16 protein-coding genes are annotated in these 18,381 nt (G+C 67.8%); 5 read left to right on the forward strand and 11 right to left on the reverse strand.

All coding sequences use genetic code 11. The features are described 5' to 3' along the window. Positions 1–5: 5 nt before the first annotated feature. Genes DSC_RS14155 through DSC_RS17315 form a run of 5 tightly spaced genes read right to left on the reverse strand, consistent with a single transcriptional unit; the run spans position 6 to position 3,865 of the window. Entirely contained in the window at positions 6–608 is a 603-nt protein-coding gene (locus DSC_RS14155; RefSeq protein ID WP_014161883.1) for a cytochrome c oxidase assembly protein, read from the reverse strand. After that, positions 605–760 carry a hypothetical protein gene (locus DSC_RS17020; protein WP_014161884.1) on the reverse strand — a complete coding sequence of 52 codons (156 nt, stop codon included), beginning with the start codon at positions 758–760 and terminating at the stop codon, positions 605–607. The genes DSC_RS14155 and DSC_RS17020 overlap by 4 nt, the downstream gene beginning before the upstream one ends. Beyond that, positions 760–2,376 carry a cytochrome c oxidase subunit I gene (gene ctaD, locus DSC_RS14165; protein WP_014161885.1) on the reverse strand — a complete coding sequence of 539 codons (1,617 nt, stop codon included), beginning with the start codon at positions 2,374–2,376 and terminating at the stop codon, positions 760–762. Before ctaD ends, DSC_RS17020 begins: the two co-directional genes overlap by 1 nt. A 40-nt stretch (positions 2,377–2,416) precedes the next feature. Continuing rightward, positions 2,417–3,364, reverse strand: a complete 948-nt coding sequence (gene coxB / locus DSC_RS14170; protein ID WP_043290740.1) for a cytochrome c oxidase subunit II — start codon at positions 3,362–3,364, stop codon at positions 2,417–2,419. 27 nt (positions 3,365–3,391) lie between these two features. Continuing rightward, positions 3,392–3,865 carry a DUF2244 domain-containing protein gene (locus DSC_RS17315; RefSeq protein ID WP_043290742.1) on the reverse strand — a complete coding sequence of 158 codons (474 nt, stop codon included), beginning with the start codon at positions 3,863–3,865 and terminating at the stop codon, positions 3,392–3,394. A gap of 502 nt (positions 3,866–4,367) precedes the next feature. Here DSC_RS17315 and DSC_RS15810 point away from each other — a divergent pair. From DSC_RS15810 to DSC_RS14190, 3 genes are all read left to right on the forward strand, one after another. After that, entirely contained in the window at positions 4,368–5,525 is a 1,158-nt protein-coding gene (locus tag DSC_RS15810) for a GGDEF domain-containing protein (RefSeq protein ID WP_158308248.1), read from the forward strand. Positions 5,526–5,840: 315 nt separating this feature from the next. Then, positions 5,841–6,533, forward strand: a complete 693-nt coding sequence (locus DSC_RS14185; RefSeq protein ID WP_014161889.1) for a rhomboid family intramembrane serine protease — start codon at positions 5,841–5,843, stop codon at positions 6,531–6,533. A 74-nt stretch (positions 6,534–6,607) separates the two neighbouring features. Beyond that, positions 6,608–6,931 carry a DUF1820 family protein gene (locus DSC_RS14190; protein ID WP_014161890.1) on the forward strand — a complete coding sequence of 108 codons (324 nt, stop codon included), beginning with the start codon at positions 6,608–6,610 and terminating at the stop codon, positions 6,929–6,931. Between the two features lie 52 nt (positions 6,932–6,983). Here DSC_RS14190 and DSC_RS14195 read toward each other — a convergent pair whose 3' ends face one another. From DSC_RS14195 to gpmI, 3 genes are all read right to left on the reverse strand, one after another. Continuing rightward, positions 6,984–8,537, reverse strand: coding sequence for a S41 family peptidase (locus tag DSC_RS14195; RefSeq protein WP_014161891.1), 1,554 nt, complete (start codon positions 8,535–8,537; stop codon positions 6,984–6,986). Between the two features lie 89 nt (positions 8,538–8,626). Continuing rightward, entirely contained in the window at positions 8,627–9,934 is a 1,308-nt protein-coding gene (locus tag DSC_RS14200) for a murein hydrolase activator EnvC family protein (protein WP_014161892.1), read from the reverse strand. Continuing rightward, entirely contained in the window at positions 9,931–11,490 is a 1,560-nt protein-coding gene (gpmI, locus tag DSC_RS14205; protein WP_014161893.1) for a 2,3-bisphosphoglycerate-independent phosphoglycerate mutase, read from the reverse strand. The genes DSC_RS14200 and gpmI overlap by 4 nt, the downstream gene beginning before the upstream one ends. A 326-nt stretch (positions 11,491–11,816) precedes the next feature. Between gpmI and DSC_RS14210 the strand changes: the two genes are divergently transcribed. Both DSC_RS14210 and DSC_RS14215 read left to right on the forward strand, forming a co-directional pair. Beyond that, entirely contained in the window at positions 11,817–13,535 is a 1,719-nt protein-coding gene (locus DSC_RS14210) for a M28 family metallopeptidase (RefSeq protein WP_014161894.1), read from the forward strand. Positions 13,536–13,647: 112 nt separating this feature from the next. Then, complete coding sequence (locus DSC_RS14215; protein ID WP_014161895.1) at positions 13,648–14,046, forward strand: MAPEG family protein; 399 nt, start codon at positions 13,648–13,650, stop codon at positions 14,044–14,046. A gap of 10 nt (positions 14,047–14,056) precedes the next feature. Here the strand turns inward: DSC_RS14215 and DSC_RS14220 are convergent, their stop codons facing one another. The 3 genes from DSC_RS14220 to ubiB all read right to left on the reverse strand — a co-directional run bounded on the left by DSC_RS14220 (position 14,057) and on the right by ubiB (position 18,364). Further along, a complete protein-coding gene (locus DSC_RS14220) occupies positions 14,057–14,767 on the reverse strand; it encodes a pseudouridine synthase (RefSeq protein WP_014161896.1) in 711 nt (236 codons plus the stop codon). 137 nt (positions 14,768–14,904) lie between these two features. Beyond that, complete coding sequence (locus DSC_RS14225; protein ID WP_202944894.1) at positions 14,905–16,278, reverse strand: outer membrane protein transport protein; 1,374 nt, start codon at positions 16,276–16,278, stop codon at positions 14,905–14,907. A 427-nt stretch (positions 16,279–16,705) separates the two neighbouring features. Then, positions 16,706–18,364, reverse strand: a complete 1,659-nt coding sequence (ubiB, locus tag DSC_RS14230; protein WP_043291444.1) for a ubiquinone biosynthesis regulatory protein kinase UbiB — start codon at positions 18,362–18,364, stop codon at positions 16,706–16,708. Positions 18,365–18,381: the final 17 nt, after the last annotated feature.

An 18,381-nucleotide genomic window follows, 5' to 3' on the forward strand; every position in this document is an offset into this window, starting at 1 on the left:
GTCACTTAAGGCGCAGAGCGCGCCGTGGAGTTGCCCGCGCTGCCGTTGAGCCGCGCGGTCAGGGCATCGTTCTTGAAGAAGGTGTAGGACAGGGTCACGGTGGACACGTCCGCCGGCAGGTCCGGGTCGAGCATGAAGCGCACCGGCATGTCGCGACTCTCGCCGGCATCCAGGGTCTGGGCGGTGAAGCAGAAGCATTCGGTCTTGATGAAATACTGCGAGGCGCGCGCCGGTGCCACCGACGGCACCGCGCTGCCGACGATCGCACGCTTGCCCTCGTTGCGCGCGAAGAACTGCGCATCATAGAGCTTGCCGGGCGTGACCTGCATGCGCTGGACCTGCGGATGGAAGGCCCACGGCAGCTTGGAATTGACCCCGCCGTCGAACTCCACCGTCACCAGCCGCGCACTGGCCGGCGCGCCGGAGAGCTGCGACTGCGCCGGCCGGTTGTCCAGGCGGATGCCGAACACCTTCTCGCACGCCAACCGGTACAGCGGCACCAGCGAGAAGGTCAGGATGAACACCGCCACCACCACGCCGATCAGCCGCGGCAGGCCGGCGGTCCGGCTGTCGGTCTGCGGCGTGTGGTCTGCCGAATGCGGGGTCATGTGCGCAACACGCCGGACAGGATGAAGGCCACATAGATCGCCACCGCGATCGCGCCCACCACCAGTGCGGTGATGCGCGTGGCCCGGCGGCGGCGCTGCTGTTGCTCAGCGCTCAGCGGAGCGGCATCGATGGGAGCGCGCGGCGCGGGCATCAGTGACCAATGTCCTCATGGGCCAGGTCACCGGGCTTGAGCACCGGCGGGGTGGTGAAGGTATGCGCCGGTGCCGGCGAGGGCACGGTCCACTCCAGGCCCTTGGCACCCTCCCACGAACGATCCTCGGCGCGCGCGCCCTTGCGCAGCGACCAGCCCAGGATCGCGGCCATCATGAAGGGGGTGGCGAACATGCCGAACGCGCCGATGGAACTGACGAAGTTCCAGTCGGCAAACACCACGTTGTAATCGGGGATGCGGCGCGGCATCCCGGCCAGGCCCAGGAAGTGCTGCGGGAAGAACAGCACGTTGACGAACACCACCGTCCACCAGAAATGGAACTTGCTCCAGAACTGGCTGTACATGCGCCCGGTCCACTTGGGCCACCAGTAATAGGTGGCCGCGATGATCGAGAACAGCGCGCCGGTGACCAGCACGTAGTGGAAATGGGCCACCACGAAATAGGTGTCGTGGTACTGGAAGTCGGCCGGCACGATCGCCAGCATCAGCCCGGAAAAGCCGCCGATGGTGAACAGGAGCACGAAGGCCACCGCCCACAGCATCGGCGTCTCGAAGCTCAGCGAGCCCTTCCACATCGTGGAGACCCAGTTGAACACCTTCACCCCGGTCGGGATGGCGATGAGCATCGTGGCGTACATGAAGTACAACTCTCCGCCCAGCGGCATGCCCACGGCGAACATGTGGTGCGCCCACACGATGAAGGACAGGAAGGCGATCGAGGCGGTCGCGTAGACCATCGCCTGGTAGCCGAACAGCGGCTTGCGGCTGAAGGTCGGGATGATCTCGCTGGCCACGCCGAAGGCCGGCAGGATCATGATGTACACCTCCGGATGCCCGAAGAACCAGAAGATGTGCTGGTACATCACCGGGTCGCCACCGCCGGCCGCGTTGAAGAAGCTGGTGCCGAAGAAGCGGTCGGTCAGCAGCATGGTCACCGCGCCGGCCAGCACCGGCATCACCGCGATCAACAGGAAGGCGGTGATCAGCCAGGTCCAGGTGAAGATCGGCATCTTCAGCAGGTCCAGGCCGGGCGCGCGCATGTTGAGGATGGTGGCGATGATGTTGATCGCCCCCATGATCGAACTGATCCCGGCCACGTGGATGGCAAATACGGAAAACGCCACGCTGGCCCCGCCCTGGAGCGAGAGCGGCGGGTACAGCGTCCAGCCGCCGGCCGGCGCGCCGCCGGGCAGGAACAGGGTCAGCAGCAACATGGTGAAGGCCACCGGCAGCAGCCAGAACGACCAGTTGTTCATGCGCGGCAGGGCCATGTCCGGCGCGCCGATCTGCAGCGGGATCATCCAGTTGCCCAGGCCGACGAAGGCCGGCATCACCCCGCCGAAGATCATCACCAGCGCATGCACGGTGGTCATCTGGTTGAAGAACTCTGGCTTGACGAACTGCAGCCCCGGCTCCATCAGCTCGGCGCGGATGACCACGCTCATCGCCGCGCCGATCACGAACATGATGAAGCTGAAGATCAGGTAGAGCGTGCCGATGTCCTTGTGGTTGGTCGAAAAGAACCAGCGCTCGACGAACCCCTGCCTGTGGGCGCCGGGGTGATCGTTGTGGTGCTCTGCGGCGGAGTGGGCCATGGGCGTGTTCCTCGAAAGCAGCGAATGTGGCGAAGAAGGATCAGGCCTGCGGGGCAGGCGCAGCTTGCGTGGCGTCGGACCGGGCGCTGGCACTGGTCGCGGCCGGCGCGGCCTGCTCCGGGGTGATGTCCGGCGCGGGTGAGCCCTCGGCCGGCGCCGGGGGCACCGGCGCGGCCGGCTTGCGTGCGGCCAGCCACTGCTGGAACTCGGCCTTGGGCAGTGCACGCACCACGATCGGCATGAAGCCGTGGTCCTTGCCGCACAGTTCGGCGCACTGGCCGCGATAGACGCCGGGCTGCTCGATGTTGGTCCAGGCCTCGTTGATCAGGCCGGGAATCGCGTCCTGCTTCCAGCCCAGGGCCGGCACCCACCACGAGTGAATGACGTCATCGGCGGTGATCACGAAGCGGATCTTGGTGTCCACCGGCAACACCAGCGGATGATCCACGTCCAGCAGGTAGTGCGGGTTTGATGCGGCGGTGGGGACCTGGCCCGACTGGCGCATCTGGTCCGAGCCGCGGTCCAGGCGACTGGTGAACTCCACGCCCTGGCCCAGGTACTCGTACTTCCACATCCACTGGTAGCCGGTGACCTTGATGGTCATCTCCGAATCACGGGTGTCGTACATGGCGATCAGCTTGGCCGTGGCCGGCCAGGCCATCACGACCAGGATGATCACCGGCACGATGGTCCAGATCAGTTCGGCGGTGGTGTTGTGGCTGAACTGGGCGGCGACCGCGCCCTTGGACTTGCGGAACTTGAACATCGCATAGCCCATCGCGCCGAACACGATGACGCCGATGACCACGCACACCCACAGCACCACCATGTGCGCCTCGTAGGCCATCCGGGCGGTCTGGGTCACGCCCTTGCCCATGTTGAGCTGCCATTGCTTGGGATCGGCCTGCTGTGCCAGGGCCATCCCGGGAAGTGCCACCAGCGCCAGCAGCATGCCCGCGTGCCTGCACCAAGCTTTCAGTTGCGTCATTGCCTAGACCCCACCCAGTGCCATCGGTCACGGCCGCAGCGCGGCCGCCAGTAAAGCGCGTAACTGTGTTGCCAACTCCATTCGCTCGGCCGGCCCCAGAAGCGCTCCCACTTCCACGTACCTGCCACTGGAAGAGAGCGTGACCCGTTCACCGTCCCTGCCCACACCCAGCCGCACCCAGTAGGGATGGGCCCGGAACGCGGGTACAGGCTGGGTCGAGCGCCGCACCTCCACCAGCTCCGGGCCGATCGCGATCACTTCATCGCGTTGCCCGGACTTCCACACCGCCCGCAGCGCCAGCCCGACCAGCAGGCTGTGCAGGACCGCGAACAGGGGAGCGAACACGTTGCCGGCCCACCACCCCATCGCCGCCGCCGCCCACATCAGGGCCGTGCAGGCCAGAAACAGCCACATGAACTGGGCGGCAGTCAGGGCGCGGGGCGGTCGCAGCGTCAGCCGCGCGTCCCGTCCCTGCGAACCCTGTGTCGCCACTTCGATCACGGCCCTGGCCCTGCGCGCTGCGGAAAACGTCTGAATGGTAGCCCCGCAGGACCCCTTGGGCAACCAAGCCGGCGTTTGTGCGAACGCACATGAGCGCCCCCCAAAAACGCCGGCAATCCGATGCCAGATTCTGCCTGCGCCGGAGCGTTTTCCCGCGCCGCATGGGCCTGGCGCGCTTCCGCTGCCGACGAAGTCCGCCGGTTTCACAGGGGCTTGGGCCAACGCCGGTGACGGAAAATCGCGCGGCGCCATTGCACCAATGGACCAGACCGGGCGTGCATCCAGGCCTGCCCGAGGTGACCGATCGTGGCCGGAACAGTCCTGACCGCCCGCCCCAGGACAAAGCTGGCCGCCATCGCCCCGTCGTTGACGGCCCAAACGTGTATGCCCCCGGCCGGGCGAACGAAGATGAACAGGCTGGCACGGTCTTTGCTGGATGTGCTGTCACAGCAACGCGGCCCGACCCATGCCGCGCGGCGCTGTCCGCAACGGGGGCACGACCATGGCCAACTCGGTGTTCTTCAGCCTGATCAACGACTGCGCGCTGTCGCTGGCGTTGTTCTTCCTGTTTCTTTACGTGAGCCGGATCTCGCGCACGCTGCATGGCGTGGGCACCTGGGGCGCGGCGCACCTGGCCTACACCCTGGGCGCGGCCTTGATGGACCTGGGCACCGAAGCGCTGCGCGCACGTGGCCATCCCGTGGGCGCCAGCCTGACGACCAACCTGAGTGGCATCGCCGCCTGCGCCGGCATGACCGGGCTGGCCTGGGCGGTGGTGCAGTTCGTCCAGCAGCGGCGCCTGCGCCGCGGCGAACTGATATGGATGCCGCTGGCGCTGCTGCTGCCGGTGGCGGCCTGGTGCAGCGCCGGCACGCAGGCCTCGCAAGGCGTGGCGCTGACCGTGGTCGAGGTGCTCGCCCTGACGGTGATGATCTGGCAGCTGCGCACCCTGCGTGAGTCGCCCGACCGGGTACCGGCGCGCCTGATGATGGCCTCGTGCGCGCTGTTGATCGGCATCTACGCCAGCGTGGTGCCGGGCTGGTTCCGCGGCCGGTTCGGCATCGACGACATCTGGGTCAGCACCGACCTGGCGCTGTGGTTCATGCTCAACTTCTGCATGTTGACCCTGACCAGCTTCCATGCGGCCGAAGCGCTGCGCCGCAGCGCGCTGATCGATCCGCTGACCGGCGCACTCAACCGACGCGGCCTGAGCCGCGGGCTGGACCAGCGCCGCGCACCGGATGCGGCCGGCCTGCGCGAAGTCCTGGCCGTGCTGGCCCTGGACCTGGATCGCTTCAAGGCGATCAACGACGAGCACGGCCATCAGGCCGGCGACCAGGTGCTGCAGGCGTTTTCCGACGCAGTGCGCCGCTGCATCCGCCAGCAAGACCTGTTCGCGCGCACGGGAGGCGAGGAATTCATCGTGGTCAGCGCCGGACTGGACTGCGACCAGGCCGGCCAGCTGGCCGAGCGCATCCGCGCAGCCACCGAGCAGCTGCAGCTGCCGCAGCACCGGAGCCTGCAGGTCGGAGTCAGCGTCGGGGTGGCCTGCAGCGGACGGAACATGCCGGTCTCGGACCTGATGGCCCTGGCGGACCAGGCGCTGTATGCGGCCAAGCACGGCGGCCGCAACCGCGTGGAACTGCGCCAGGCGGCCTGAGCGACGCGCAGGCGGCAGACAGGGGAAACCCCGCGGCAGGCGGGGTTGTTTCGCATCGACCGACCCGCCGGGCCGACGGTCGTGTCGTGATCGTTGACGGGCCGGGTGTTGTCCGGCTGGACCGAACCCAGGGTCGATGGTGAGCCAGGCGCCCGGTGCATGCGGCTGAGGCACCTTGCTTGACGGAAGCCCCTCCCGACATGCGACGCGGTGTGCCAGTATGCCGGCTCGAGTTAACCCAACCGCAAGGTTCAGACAGATTCAGCCGGGTTCAGGCCTGGAATGGCACGCCCGTCCCCTGGACCGCCCCGACCCGTGTTCATCGCCACCCCTTCCCGCCGCAAGCCCTCCGTGCGCTGGGCCACCCCCGTGCTGTTCGCGCTGCTGTGGCTGGCGTTCCTGTGGGCGGTCACCCGCCCGGCCGGCCTGTACGGCAACCTGCTGCTGAAGTGGGGCGCGCTGACCAGTGGGCTGGAAACCCCGCGCGACTGGCTGCAGGGCCTGACCGATGGCTCGGTGCTGCGCCTGTTCACCGCGCTGTTCCTGCACGCCGACTGGGCCCACCTGCTGGGCAACCTGGTGTTCCTGCTGATTTTCGGGCTGCCGGCCGAGCGGGCGATGGGCCCGTGGCGGTTCCTGCTGCTGTTCCTGCTGGGCGGGGCGTTGTCCAACCTGGCCGCAGTGCTGGTGATCGGCGCGCCGGACCGGGTGATCATCGGCGCCAGCGGCGCGGTGTCGGCAGTGATCGGCGCATACCTGGCGCTGTTTCCCAATGCCAAGCTCGGGGTGGTGGTGCCGCTGGGCCTGTTCCTGCAGTTCGTCAGGGCCCCGGCCTCGGTCCTGATCGGGGTGTGGGCGCTGCTGCAGGTGCTGTTTGCCTACATCGGGCCGGCCTTTGGCGCGGTGGCCTGGTCGGCGCACCTGGCCGGATTCGTGTTCGGCGTGGTGTTCGCACTGTTTGTACGTGCGGCCATTGCCCGGCGGATGCGCCGACGCCACGGCTACTGACCGCGCCGGTGGAAAAGCGGCGTGAGCACCTCCATGTTGTGCGGCATCCTTTTGCCTTTTCGCAGATCCAGGCCATGTCCAAGCCCCTCTACAAGGTGACCTTCCTCAACCACGGCAAGGTGTACGAGCTCTACGCGCACCGGGTGGCCTCCTCCAACGCGCTGTGGGGCTTCACCGAGGTTGGCGAACTGGTGTTCGACGTGCACGAGGGCCTGGTCATCGACCCGACCGAGGAGCGCCTGCGCGAAGAGTTCGGCAACACCCGCGTGCTGCACCTGCCGATGCAGAGCATCGTGCGGGTGGAGGAAGTGGAGAAGAAGGGCGCCAGCGCGATCCGCGACGCGGCCAGCGGCGAGAAGGTCGTCACCCCGTTTCCGATGCCCGCACGACCGCGCTGACCGATGCTGGTCGTCATTGCCGACGACGAGCAGTGAACGCGGCGCGCCGGGATCACCGCTTGCCGTTGGTGCCTGCAGGTGGCGGGGCGGGGGTGGCCGGCGCAGGGACCGGCGTCGGCGCCACCTGGGTGGCCGGCGCGGTTGGCCTGGCGGCTGCAGGCCTGGCGGGTACCGCGGCTGGGTTGGGCGCCGGCTTGGGCGCTGGCTTGGGCTTGGCTGCGGCGGCCTTCATCGCTGCGGCCACCGAGCCCGGCTGCTTCAACTCGGCCAGGGCCTGGTCGACCGGCTTGTCGCCGTTGAGCACCTCGCCGGCGGTGTAGCCCTCGCTGCCTTCCTGATCACCCTGCAGGTGACCGGGAAGTGCGGCTTCGCTGTAGTCGGCCAGCGCGGCGGGGAGGTCCTGGTCAGCCGGTTGGTCGGGCTTGAGCACCACGTCGGGCCCGATGCCGGTGGCCTGGATCGACTTGCCGCTGGGCGTGAAGTAACGCGCGGTGGTCAGCTTGACCGAGTCGCCGTTGTCCAGCGGCAGCACCGTCTGCACCGAGCCCTTGCCGAAGGTCCGCGAACCGATGATGCGCACGCGGCCGTTGTCGCGCAGCGCGCCGGCCAGCACCTCGGCCGCACTGGCCGAACCGGCATCGACCAGCACCACCATCGGCACGCCCCTGAGGCGATCGCCAGGGGTGGCGTCGAACCTGGTGTCGCTGATCGCGATACGGCCGCGGGTGGTGACGATGGTGCCCTTGTCCAGCAGGTCGTCGGCAACCTGCACCGCCGAGGTCAGCAGGCCGCCGGGATTGCTGCGCAGGTCCAGCACCACGCCCTTGAGGGGGCCCTTGGCCTTGAGCCCATCGACGGCCTTCTGGAAATCGGCGCCGGTATCGGCCTGGAAGGCGCTGATGCGGATGTAGCCATAGCCCGGCTCGAGCAGGCGCGAGCGCACGCTGGCCACGCGGATGGTCTCGCGGGTCAGGGTCTTGTCGAACGGCCTGGCGGTCTTGTCGCGGACGATGGTCAGGGTGACCTTGCTGCCGGGCGCACCACGCAACGGACCCATCGAATCTTCCCCACTGCCCAGCGGCTTGCCGTCGATGGCGATGATCACATCGCCGGACTGGATGCCGGCGCGCGCGGCCGGGGTGCCATCGATCGGGGCGACCACCTTCAAGGTGCCGTCCGGCTGGGCCAGCAGTTCCACGCCGATGCCGTCGTAGGCGCCATTGGCCTGCTCATCGAAGCTCTGCGCGTCCTCCTTGTCCAGGTAGGCGCTGTGCGGGTCCAGGTCCAACAGCAGGCCGCGGATGGCCGAGTGCATGAGTTTCTTGTCGTCGACCGGCTCGACGTAGGCCTGCCGGACCGCGTTGAACACCGCCACGAAGCGGCGGATCTCCTCCAGCGGGACCTCCGAGGGCGTGGATTCGGCCGCTGAAGGGTCGTCGCTGGAACCGACCTGCCCGGTCTGGTCCTCATCGTCCTCCTGGGCCTGGGCCGGCCGCGCGGGGGCCTGCTGTTGCGGGGTGTCCTGCGCTGCGGGCACGACCTCCTGGGCCAGGGCCACCGGCGCCAGCGCCAGCAGCAGGGAGGTCAGCAACAGGGACACGCGCATGCGGCAACTCCGGCGGATCATGGGGGGAGGTTAAAAGCGGTCTGGATTATGCGCCAAGCCGCGCCCACGGCTCGTTTCGGCCGCCCTGCTCAGCGCCGCTGCAGCCACGAGGACGGATCCACCGGCGCGCCGCCCTTGCGCAGTTCGAAATACAGCGCCGGGCTGCCCCAGCCGCCGGAGCGGCCGACCCTGGCGATGGCATCGCCCTTGCTGACCGTGTCGCCGGCATCGCGCAGCAGCGACTCGTTGTGCGCGTACAGGCTCATGTAGCCGTTGCCGTGGTCGATGATCAGGATCAGGCCGTAGCCGGTCATCCACTCGGCAAAGACCACCGTGCCGTCGGCCACGGCGGTGACAGGGCTGCCCAGCGGCGCGCCGATCAGCACGCCCTGGCTGGCATGGCCGTCGGGCAGCTGGCCGCCGAAGCGGGCCAGCAGGTTGCCCGAGGCCGGCCAACCCAGGCCGCCGACCTTGAGCGCCGGTGCGCTGGCGACCCTGGCCGGCGGCGGAGGTGGCGGGGTTTTACGCGGCGGTGGGGCGGGACGGCCCTGGGCCAGGGCAGTGTCGCGTTCCCTCTGTGCCTGTTCGCGGGCACTGGCCTCGCGCGCGGCCTGTTCACGGCGCGCCCGTTCGGCCGCAGCACGGCGCTCGGCCTCGGCGCGTGCGGCGGCGGCGCGCAAGTTGGCCAGCAGGGTTTCCAGCGCCTTGGCATCGCGGCCCAGGGCCTGGACGCGGTCGCTGCGGTCTTCGTAGCGCTGGTCAAGCTGGCTGACCAGCCTGGCCTGCTCGCTGCGATCACGCTCGAGCTGGGCGAGCTGGCGCTGTTGTTCCTGGTGCGCCGCCTGCAGCGCGGCGCGGCGGGTCTGGATGTCCTGTTCCAGCGTGCGCAGCGCTTCCAGCTGGGCGGTAAGCGCGTCGATGCGCCGGGCGACATCGGCCTGCACGTAGCGGTGGTAGACCAGCGCGCGGTTTGCCTCGGCAACCGTGTCCTGCGACAGCAGCACCTTCAGCGGCGCGTTGGCGCCGGTCATGTAGGCCGCGCGCACCAGCTGCGACAGCGCGGCGCGCTCGCCGGACAGCTGCTGCTGCATGCTGTCACGCCTGGCCTGCAGCTGCGCCAGGGCGGCTTCTTCCTTCTTCAGCGCGGACCGGGTTTCAGCCAGCTCGCGGCTGCTGGTGCCGACCTGCTCGTCGGCCGCGCGCATCTGGCGCGAGGCCTGGCCACGCTGGCCCTCCAGCTCGCGGCGTTCGGCGGCCACGCGCTTGAGTTCCTTGCGGATGCCTTCGAGCTTCTTCTGCGCCTCGGTCTGGCTCTGCGCCAGGGCGAGGCCACAGCCGGCCGTGGCCAGCGCGAGCAGCAGCCCCAGCCGTCCAAAGCGCAGCGATGCCTGCTTCATCCGGCGATCAGGCTCTCGCCGGTCATCTCGGCCGGCTTGGGCAGGCCGAGCAGCTCCAGGAGGGTCGGGGCGACATCGCGCAGCGCACCGCCTTGGCGCAGGCGCACATCGGTGCGCTCGCCCACGTACACCAGCGGCACCGGCGCGGCGGTGTGGGCGGTGTGCGGCTGGCCGGTCTTGGGGTCGGCCATCATTTCCAGGTTGCCGTGGTCGGCGGTGATCACCAGCGCGCCGTGGGCGGCCCGCACGGCGGCCTCGATCTTGCCGATGGCCACGTCCACCGCTTCGGCGGCCTTGATGGCCGCCTGCAGGATGCCGCTGTGGCCGACCATGTCCGGGTTGGCCAGGTTGCAGATGATCACATCGAAGCTGTCGGCCGCGATCGCCGCGACCAGCCTGTCGGTGACTTCCGGGGCGCTCATCTCCGGCTGCAGGTCATAGGTGGCCACCTTTGGACTGGGCACCAGGATGCGCTGCTCGCCGGGGTACGGGTCCTCGCGCCCGCCGCTGAAAAAGAAGGTCACATGCGCGTATTTTTCGGTCTCGGCAATGCGCAGCTGGGTCAGGCCATGGGCGGCCACCACCTCGCCCAGCGTGTTGCGCAGGTCGTCGGGGCCAAAGGCCACCGCCGCCGGCAGCCTGGCGTCGTATTCGGTCATGCACACAAAGCGCGCCAGCCTGGGCCTGCGCACCTGGAAGCCCTCGAACTGCGGCAGCACGAACGCGCCGGTCAGCTGGCGGGCGCGGTCGGCGCGGTAGTTGAAGAAGATCACCGCATCGCCATCGGCCATCGGCCCGGTGCCTGACCGGTGGCCGTCGCCGACGATCACCGTCGGCAGCACGAACTCGTCGTTCTCCCCGCGCGCATAGGCTGCTTCCAGCGCCTCAACGCCGGTGGCAGCGGTGAACTGGCCCTTGGCCTCCACGATCGCATCCCAGGCCTTGCGCAGCCGGTCCCAGCGCTTGTCGCGGTCCATGGCGAAATAGCGCCCGCACACCGAGGCCACATGGGCGTTGCCCACCTCATCGCACTTGGCCTGCAGCTTCTCCAGGCTGGCCTTGGCCGAACGCGGCGGCATGTCGCGCCCGTCCAGGAAGGCATGCACGGCGACCCGGGCCACGCCACGCTGCCTGGCCAGGTCCAGCAGTGCCCACAGGTGCCGTTCGTGGCTATGCACGCCGCCAGGGGAGAGCAGGCCCATCAGGTGCAAGGTGCCGCCGTCGGCCTTGACCGCCTCGCATGCCGCATTCAGCTGCGCATTCTGAAAGAAACTGCCGTCCTCGATGGCCGCATCGATCCGGGTCAGGTCCTGATAGACGATCCGGCCGGCGCCCAGGTTCATGTGGCCCACTTCCGAATTGCCCATCTGCCCGTCCGGCAGGCCGACATAGCGGCCCTCGCTGTGGATCAGGGTGGTGGGGCAGGTCTTGAGCAGCCGTCGCCAGTTGGGCAGCGTGGCCTGGGCCACGGCGTTGTCGGTGGGGTCTTCGCGGTAACCCCAGCCGTCCAGGATCAGCAGGACGACGGGCTTGGGGCGCTGGACGGACTCGGACACGGCGGGGATTTCCTTGCGGTGACAGGGCGCCGATTGTAGCGGCGCCCGCTGCAACGCCCCGTCTCGATGCAGGACCCGGCTTTGAACCTTCCGTGCACAGGCTGCATCCCGTCCCGGCAAGCACGAAAGGAAATCTCCACCATGGCCGGCCGCACCGGCCAGCTGCCCTGCGCCGCCCTCGGCCTGGCCTTGGCCCTGGCCAACGGCAGCGACCCGCCCCGGGCCAATGACCGCACCGTGTCGGCCCGGACAGGCGGGCCCGGCGCTGCCGGCGCCCGCATCGGGCTAGAATCCCCCGTTCCTGACGTCACCTGCAAGGAACCTGCATGTCCCGCACGTTGCTGCTGGGCCTGGCCGCGCTGACCGCGCTGTCGGCCTGCAAGAAACCCGATCCGGCGCCCGCCGCCTCCACGCCGCCGGTCCAGACCGCCGCCGCGCCGGACGCGCCGCATGCCTTCTCCCCGCAGATCACCGCCGCAGATTTCGCCGAACGGGTCAAGACCCTGTCCTCCGATGCCTTCCAGGGCCGCGCCCCAGGTTCGCCCGGCGAGGACATGACCGTGGCCTACATTGCCGCCCAGATGCAGCGCATCGGCCTGAAGCCCGGCAACGGCGACAGTTGGAGCCAGGATGTGCCGATGGTGGAAACCACGGCCGATCCGTCCACCACGCTGACCGTGACCCAGGCCGACGGCAGCACCCAGACGCTGAGCTTCGGCGACCAGATGGTGATCGGCACGCGCAGCGGCAAGCCGCAGGTCAGCATCAGGGACAGCGAGCTGGTGTTCGTCGGCTACGGCGTGGATGCGCCGGAGCAGAAGTGGAACGACTACGGCAGCGCCAAGCGCTGGGAGGGCAAGACCGTGGTGATGCTGGTCAACGACCCCGGCTTCCACACCGATGATGCGGCGCTGTTCGACGGCAAGAAGATGACCTACTACGGCCGCTGGACCTACAAGTTCGAAGAGGCCGCGCGCAAGGGCGCCGATGCGGCGATCATCATCCACGACCCGCTCGGCGCCAGCTATGGCTGGGACGTGGTGAAGAATTCCTGGGCCGGCGCGCAGTACGACCTGCCGGCCCGCGACGATCCGGAGCCGCGTCTGCCGGCGCAGGGCTGGATCACCCAGGACGTGGCGCGCGCACTGTTCGCCAAGGCCGGGCTGGACCTGGACCAGGCCTACAAGGATGCCTCCAGGCGCGGCTTCAAGCCGGTGCCGCTCAAGGCCAGGCTGTCCTTGGACCTCAACAGCACCATCGCCGAAAAACAATCGCGCAACGTGATCGGCGTGCTGCCCGGCAGCGAGCAGCCGGACCAGGCCGTGCTGTACATGGCCCACTGGGACCACCTGGGCAAGCACGAGGGCGAGGACGGCGACAACATCTACAACGGCGCGGTCGACAACGCGACCGGCGTGGCCGGCATCCTGGAAGTGGCCGAAGCGTTCGCCCACCAGGATCCCAAGCCGAAGCGTTCGGTGGTGTTTCTGGCGGTGACCCTGGAGGAATCGGGCCTGCTCGGTTCCAAGTACTACGTGGCCCATCCGACCTTCCCGCTCGACAGGATCGCCGGAGTGATCAACCTCGATGCGATGTCGGTGGCGGGCAAGGCGCGCGATGTGACCGTGACCGGCTACGGCGCCTCGCAGCTGGAGGACATCCTCAAGCCGCTGGCCGAGATGCAGGGCCGGACCCTGCATGCCGAATCCTCGCCGCAGAGCGGTTTCTACTTTCGCTCCGACCACTTCAATTTCGCCAAGGCCGGCGTGCCGGCGCTGTACACCGATGGCGGCGATGACCTGGTCGAAGGCGGCAAGGCCGCCGGCGAGGCCTATGCCAAGGACTATGGCGAACACCGCTACCACTCCCCGGCCGACGAATACGACCCGGCGAGCTGGAAACTGGACGGCACCGTGCAGGACCTGGAGCTGGTCTACGGCGTGGGCAAGTCGCTGGCCAGCGACGGCCAGTGGCCCAACTGGTACGAGGGCAACCCGTTCAAGGCCGCGCGCGACAGGATGATGAAGGCGCCGGCAGGAAAATAACCTGCCGGCTTGGACGCAGAAATCGGAAAGGCGCCGCCAGGCGCCTTTCCTTTTGCTTCATCGATCGGCGCAGGCGCTAAGCTGCGCGCGCCCTTTCGCTGGAACTCTTTCCATGTCCTACGCCGTCGCCTACTGGTGCGTGCTGATCGTCGCGCTGCTGCCCTACCTGTGGACCAGCGTGGCCAAGGCCAGCGCCGGCGCCCGCTACGACAACCGCAATCCGCGCGCCTGGCAGGCCCGGCAGGACAACCCGCGCTCGCAATGGGCGCACGCGGCGCAGCTCAACGGCTTCGAGGCCTTCCCGATGTTTGCCGCTGGCGTGCTGATGGCCCAGGCCGCCCATGTCGGCGCCCACACCGTGGCAACACTGGCCCTGGTGATCCTGGCCGCGCGCGTCGCCCACGGCCTGGCCTATATCGCCGGTCACGCCGGCCTGCGCAGCCTGGTGTGGTTTGTCGGTTTCGGCTGCACCCTGGCGCTGTTGGTGATGGCCGCACTGCGCGTGGCGTAAGCCTGCACGCCTAACGCAGCCGGTGGTCCCAGCCGAACAGGTCCAGTGCCCTGGCGAACTCGGCATCCAGCGGCGCCAGCGCCTCGATCCGCACGCCGGTGGCCGGATGCAGGAACGACAGCCGCCGCGCATGCAGCAGCATGCGCTGTACGCCGCGCATGCGGAACGCGCGGTTGTGCCGGCCCTCGCCGTGGCTGGTATCGCCGATCAGGTGATGGAAGGCATGCTTGAGATGCCGACGGATCTGGCGGAAGCGCCCGGTGTGCGGGCGGCAGCGCAGCAACGCATAGCGCGAGGTCTCAAAGCCGCCTGAGGGGATGTCCAGCTCGCCGGTGGCCAGGCGCACGAAACCGGTGATGGCCTGCTTCCTGGCCGGCCTGCCGGGCCCACCATCCAGGTCGTGGTCGATGGTGAACTGCTGCTCCGGCCAGCCGCGGCAGACGGCCAGGTAATCCTTCTCAACGGCGCGCGACATGAAGGCCTTGCCCAGCGCCGAGGCCGTGTCGCGGTCGAAGGCCACCAGCAGGCAACCGCTGGTGCCGCGGTCCAGCCGATGGATCAGTAAGATCGGCTTGCCCAGCTGCGCGCGCAGGTGCTCGGCCAGGAACTGGTCCTGGCCACGCGCCAGGCCACTGTCATGGACCATCAGCCCGGCCGGCTTGTCGACCACGGCAAGCAGATCGTCCTGATAAAGGATGGCAATCGAGGTCAATTCGGGCATTGGGTCACGGCAGGGTTCGCAGCCGCGATTATCCATCCCCGTGGTCACCGCAACGTCCATACCGGCCAGCCCAAAAAAAACTGGCGGCCAAGGGGGCGCCAGCAGGTGCGGTCAGGATCGGCGCTTGTGCGCGAGCCTTAGAAATTCAGGCCGAACTTCACACCGCCCGCTATCGCATTGTTGTTCTCGAAATCACCCGCGTAGCTGTGGGCACCGGTCTGGGCCTCGGCATCGCCAAGCCAGAAATACTTGATGCCGGCGGAAATCTCGACCTTGGGCGTGGGGTTGTAGCGAAGCGCAAGCCCCACATTCCAATAGCCTTCGGTCGGCCCCAGCGTGGTCACCGGGTTGCCGGCACCACTGTCCCAACCCACCGAGAACGAGCCGCCGAGCTGTTCGCCGAGCTTGCGCCCCAGGCCCAGGTTGGCCGACCACTGGTCCTTGGAGTAGTCCACCAGATTGAATCCATTCGGCTGGCCGATCAGGGGACCAAGAGCCTCGGCGAGCTGACCAAACTGCGCAGGACGAATGGCGAATGTGGACCACTGCACCCAGCGGACGTTACCGAAGGCGATCGTGTCGGCCATGATCCCGCTCTGGAAATCGAGATTGACCGACTGCGGCGAGGTGATGTCGGTGGTGCCTCCTGGCAAGCCACCGCTGAGCCCGTTCAGCATGCCGATGATGGCCTGGCCGTTCTGCGCGGGAATGCTTCCTGCCGCGACCAGCCCCTGCACCAGGCCACCGAGCTGTGCACTGTTGGCGCCCAGCGCATCGGCCAGCGGCAGCGATTCCTTTGCATCGAACTCGTAATCGATCTCGGATCGATAGGTGAGCGAGACCTTCAGCGCAATCTCGGGAATCTCGTACGCAACGCCAGCCAGCCAGCCCCACTCGCGCTCGGTGCTCAGCTCAGCGCCATAGCCGTTGAATGCCGAATAGGTCGAGCCATGCAGCTGCACGTTCCCTTCAAGCTCCTGATAGACGCCACCGCCATAAAGGGTCAACCGTTCCATGGGCTTGAACCCAACGATCGCCGAGAGACTTTTGGTGGTCACCGAGACATCGGTATTGCCGGTGAGATCGGTATTCAGGCCGAATGCAGCCAGCTGGCCATTACTGACAATGCTTGGCCCGGTGACGACCGGCAAGCCGGCCAATACCACGTCCGTCGGCCTGGAGACAAAATCGTTGTTGCCCCGGTACCCGGCAGAGGCCCCAAAAGGTTCGTCATAGATAAACCCGAAAGAGAATCGCTCGGTGGGCTGGAACTTTATCGCTGCACCGATGAAGTTATAGCTACCAGCCATGTCTCCCGTGGGATTGCCACTCTTGTCCTTGCCCTCCACGGCGGGATTGAGGAACGAGCCACCGTACTCCGCATAATTACCCGGCCTGAGAAATGCTGCAATGGACTGTCCGGAGCGATCCAGCGCCGCAGCAAATCCACTCCCGCTCACGGCCGCACAGACGGCACCCACAGCCACCGCCAACACATTTTTGCTCGTCAACATGATGTTCCCTCGCCTTTATCAATCACTGCCAATATTTGAATAAGAAAAAAGCCTTCCATTTTTTGGCCTGCGCATCATTTCAGCTGCAAACCCAGCGCCGCGGCCTCCATGCGCAGCAGTACGGACCCATTCTCCATGAGCGCGACGGTCCCCGCCACTGACGTGCACAACCCATTCCTTAAATTTTCGTTGTACTTTAGTCTAACCACGCGTGAGGCTCCCCTGTTCATTAAGGTCGGCCCGCTGATCTGCGCCTCAGCGGGCATGACGGCGCCTGCGCGCTTTTCCCGCCCTGGGCGAGGTTTTCGGCACGAAATCACGAACCCCGCGGGCCACTGACGATCGAGCCGGGCCGCTTGAAGCAGCTTGGACAACCGATCTTCGGACAAATTCTCCCGAGGGGAGAAGGAAGGAAGCACACCGTTCAGCGCCGCCACCACGCCGACAGCAGCGCGATCGCGCCCAGGCCGCCGCTCAACCAGGTCCACAGCGGCACATGGAACAACACCGGGCCGCCCACGCCGAAGGCGTGCAGCACCGCAGCGGCGCCCAACAGACCGGCACCGGCGATCGCGGTGACCACGCGCCGCTGCAGGCGCTGCAATGTCAGGTTGAGCGCAGCCAGGTCCTTCGAACGCATGGCCAGTTCGTGCTTGCCCTCCACCTGCTGCTTGAGCCAGCTGTGCACCAGGCGCGGCATGTCCGGGGCGTGGGTCAGGATTTCCGGCAGCCGCTTGCGCAGTTCCTCGAGCGCACGCCTGGGGCTGTAGCGCTCGACCAGGATGCGCTCCAGCACGGGCTTGGCCACCGCCCAGATGTCCAGCTGCGGATCGAGCTGGCGGCCGACGCCTTCGATGTTGAGCAGGGTCTTCTGCAGCAGGATCAACTGCGGCTGCAGGGTCAGCTCGTACTTCTGCGCGGTGCGGAACAGCTTGATCAGCACCTGCGCCAGCGAGATCTCGCTCAGCGGCCGGGTGAAGTACGGCTCGCACACCGCCCGTGCCGCGGCCTCCAGCTCGTCGATGCGCACCGTGGCCGGCATCCAGCCCGCTTCCACGTGCAGCTCGGCGATGCGCCGGTAATCCTTGTTGAAGATGGCCATGAAGTTCTCGGCCAGGTAGTACTGGTCCTGCTGCGAGAGCTGGCCGACGATGCCGAAATCCAGCGCGATGAACCGCGGGTTGGCCTTGCGCGCCGGGTCGGTGTCGACCCAGATGTTGCCGGCATGGGCATCGGCATGGAAGAAGTTGTCGCGGAACACCTGGGTGTAGAACACGCGCACGCCCTTGGCCGCCAGCGCCTTGCGGTCGATGCCGGCCGCATCCAGGGCGGCGATGTCGTCGGAGGGAATGCCGTCGACGCGCTCCATGGTCAGCGCGCGCTCGGCGGTGTGACTCCAGATGATCTCCGGCACGTACAGGTCCGGCGAATCGGCCCAGAACCGGCGCATCACGCTGGCGTTGGCGCCTTCGCGTTGCAGGTCCAGTTCGGCGGCCAGGGTGCCTTCGATCTCGGCGACGATTTCCTTCGGCCGGATCTTGTCGGCCGACGGGTGTGCGTAGTCGAGCAGGGCCGCGCCGGACTTGAGCAGGGCGATGTCGCCGGCGATCTGCACCTCGATGTCCGGACGCAGCACCTTGACCACCACCTGGCGGCCGTCATGCAACGTGGCCGCATGCACCTGGGCGATCGAGGCCGAGGCCAGCGGCGTGGTGTCGAACGAGGCAAACGCCACCTCGATCGGAATGCCCAGTGCTTTTTCGACGATGCGCAGCGCGGTGTCGCCGTCGAATGGCTTGACCCGGTCCTGCAGCAGGGTCAGTTCCTCGGCCACGTCCGGCGGCATCAGGTCGCGGCGGGTGGACAGGATCTGGCCGAACTTGACGAAGATCGGCCCCAGTTCCTGCAGGACCATGCGCAGGCGCGCGCCGCGGCTCAGCGCGGCGATGTCCTCGCGCGCGCGTGGCACGAACGGCCGCGCCAGCTTCAGCCACGGCTCGGCCGGGGTGCCGTCCAGCAGCGCATCCAGGCGATAGCGGATCAACACGCGGCCGATCCTGTTGGCGCGCAGCGCCGCGCGCACGCTCTTCATGCCCGGCA

This window comes from Pseudoxanthomonas spadix BD-a59 (assembly GCF_000233915.3).
In the GTDB taxonomy this organism is placed as follows: domain Bacteria; phylum Pseudomonadota; class Gammaproteobacteria; order Xanthomonadales; family Xanthomonadaceae; genus Pseudoxanthomonas_A; species Pseudoxanthomonas_A spadix.

Coding starts and splice junctions, on each gene's coding strand:
- DSC_RS14155 (WP_014161883.1), bottom strand. CDS start 608: ATGACCCCGCATTCGGCAGACCACACGCCGCAGACCGACAGCCGGACC.
- DSC_RS17020 (WP_014161884.1), bottom strand. CDS start 760: ATGCCCGCGCCGCGCGCTCCCATCGATGCCGCTCCGCTGAGCGCTGAG.
- ctaD (WP_014161885.1), bottom strand. CDS start 2,376: ATGGCCCACTCCGCCGCAGAGCACCACAACGATCACCCCGGCGCCCAC.
- coxB (WP_043290740.1), bottom strand. CDS start 3,364: ATGACGCAACTGAAAGCTTGGTGCAGGCACGCGGGCATGCTGCTGGCG.
- DSC_RS15810 (WP_158308248.1), top strand. CDS start 4,368: ATGGCCAACTCGGTGTTCTTCAGCCTGATCAACGACTGCGCGCTGTCG.
- DSC_RS14190 (WP_014161890.1), top strand. CDS start 6,608: ATGTCCAAGCCCCTCTACAAGGTGACCTTCCTCAACCACGGCAAGGTG.
- DSC_RS14195 (WP_014161891.1), bottom strand. CDS start 8,537: ATGCGCGTGTCCCTGTTGCTGACCTCCCTGCTGCTGGCGCTGGCGCCG.
- DSC_RS14200 (WP_014161892.1), bottom strand. CDS start 9,934: ATGAAGCAGGCATCGCTGCGCTTTGGACGGCTGGGGCTGCTGCTCGCG.
- DSC_RS14210 (WP_014161894.1), top strand. CDS start 11,817: ATGTCCCGCACGTTGCTGCTGGGCCTGGCCGCGCTGACCGCGCTGTCG.
- DSC_RS14215 (WP_014161895.1), top strand. CDS start 13,648: ATGTCCTACGCCGTCGCCTACTGGTGCGTGCTGATCGTCGCGCTGCTG.
- DSC_RS14220 (WP_014161896.1), bottom strand. CDS start 14,767: ATGCCCGAATTGACCTCGATTGCCATCCTTTATCAGGACGATCTGCTT.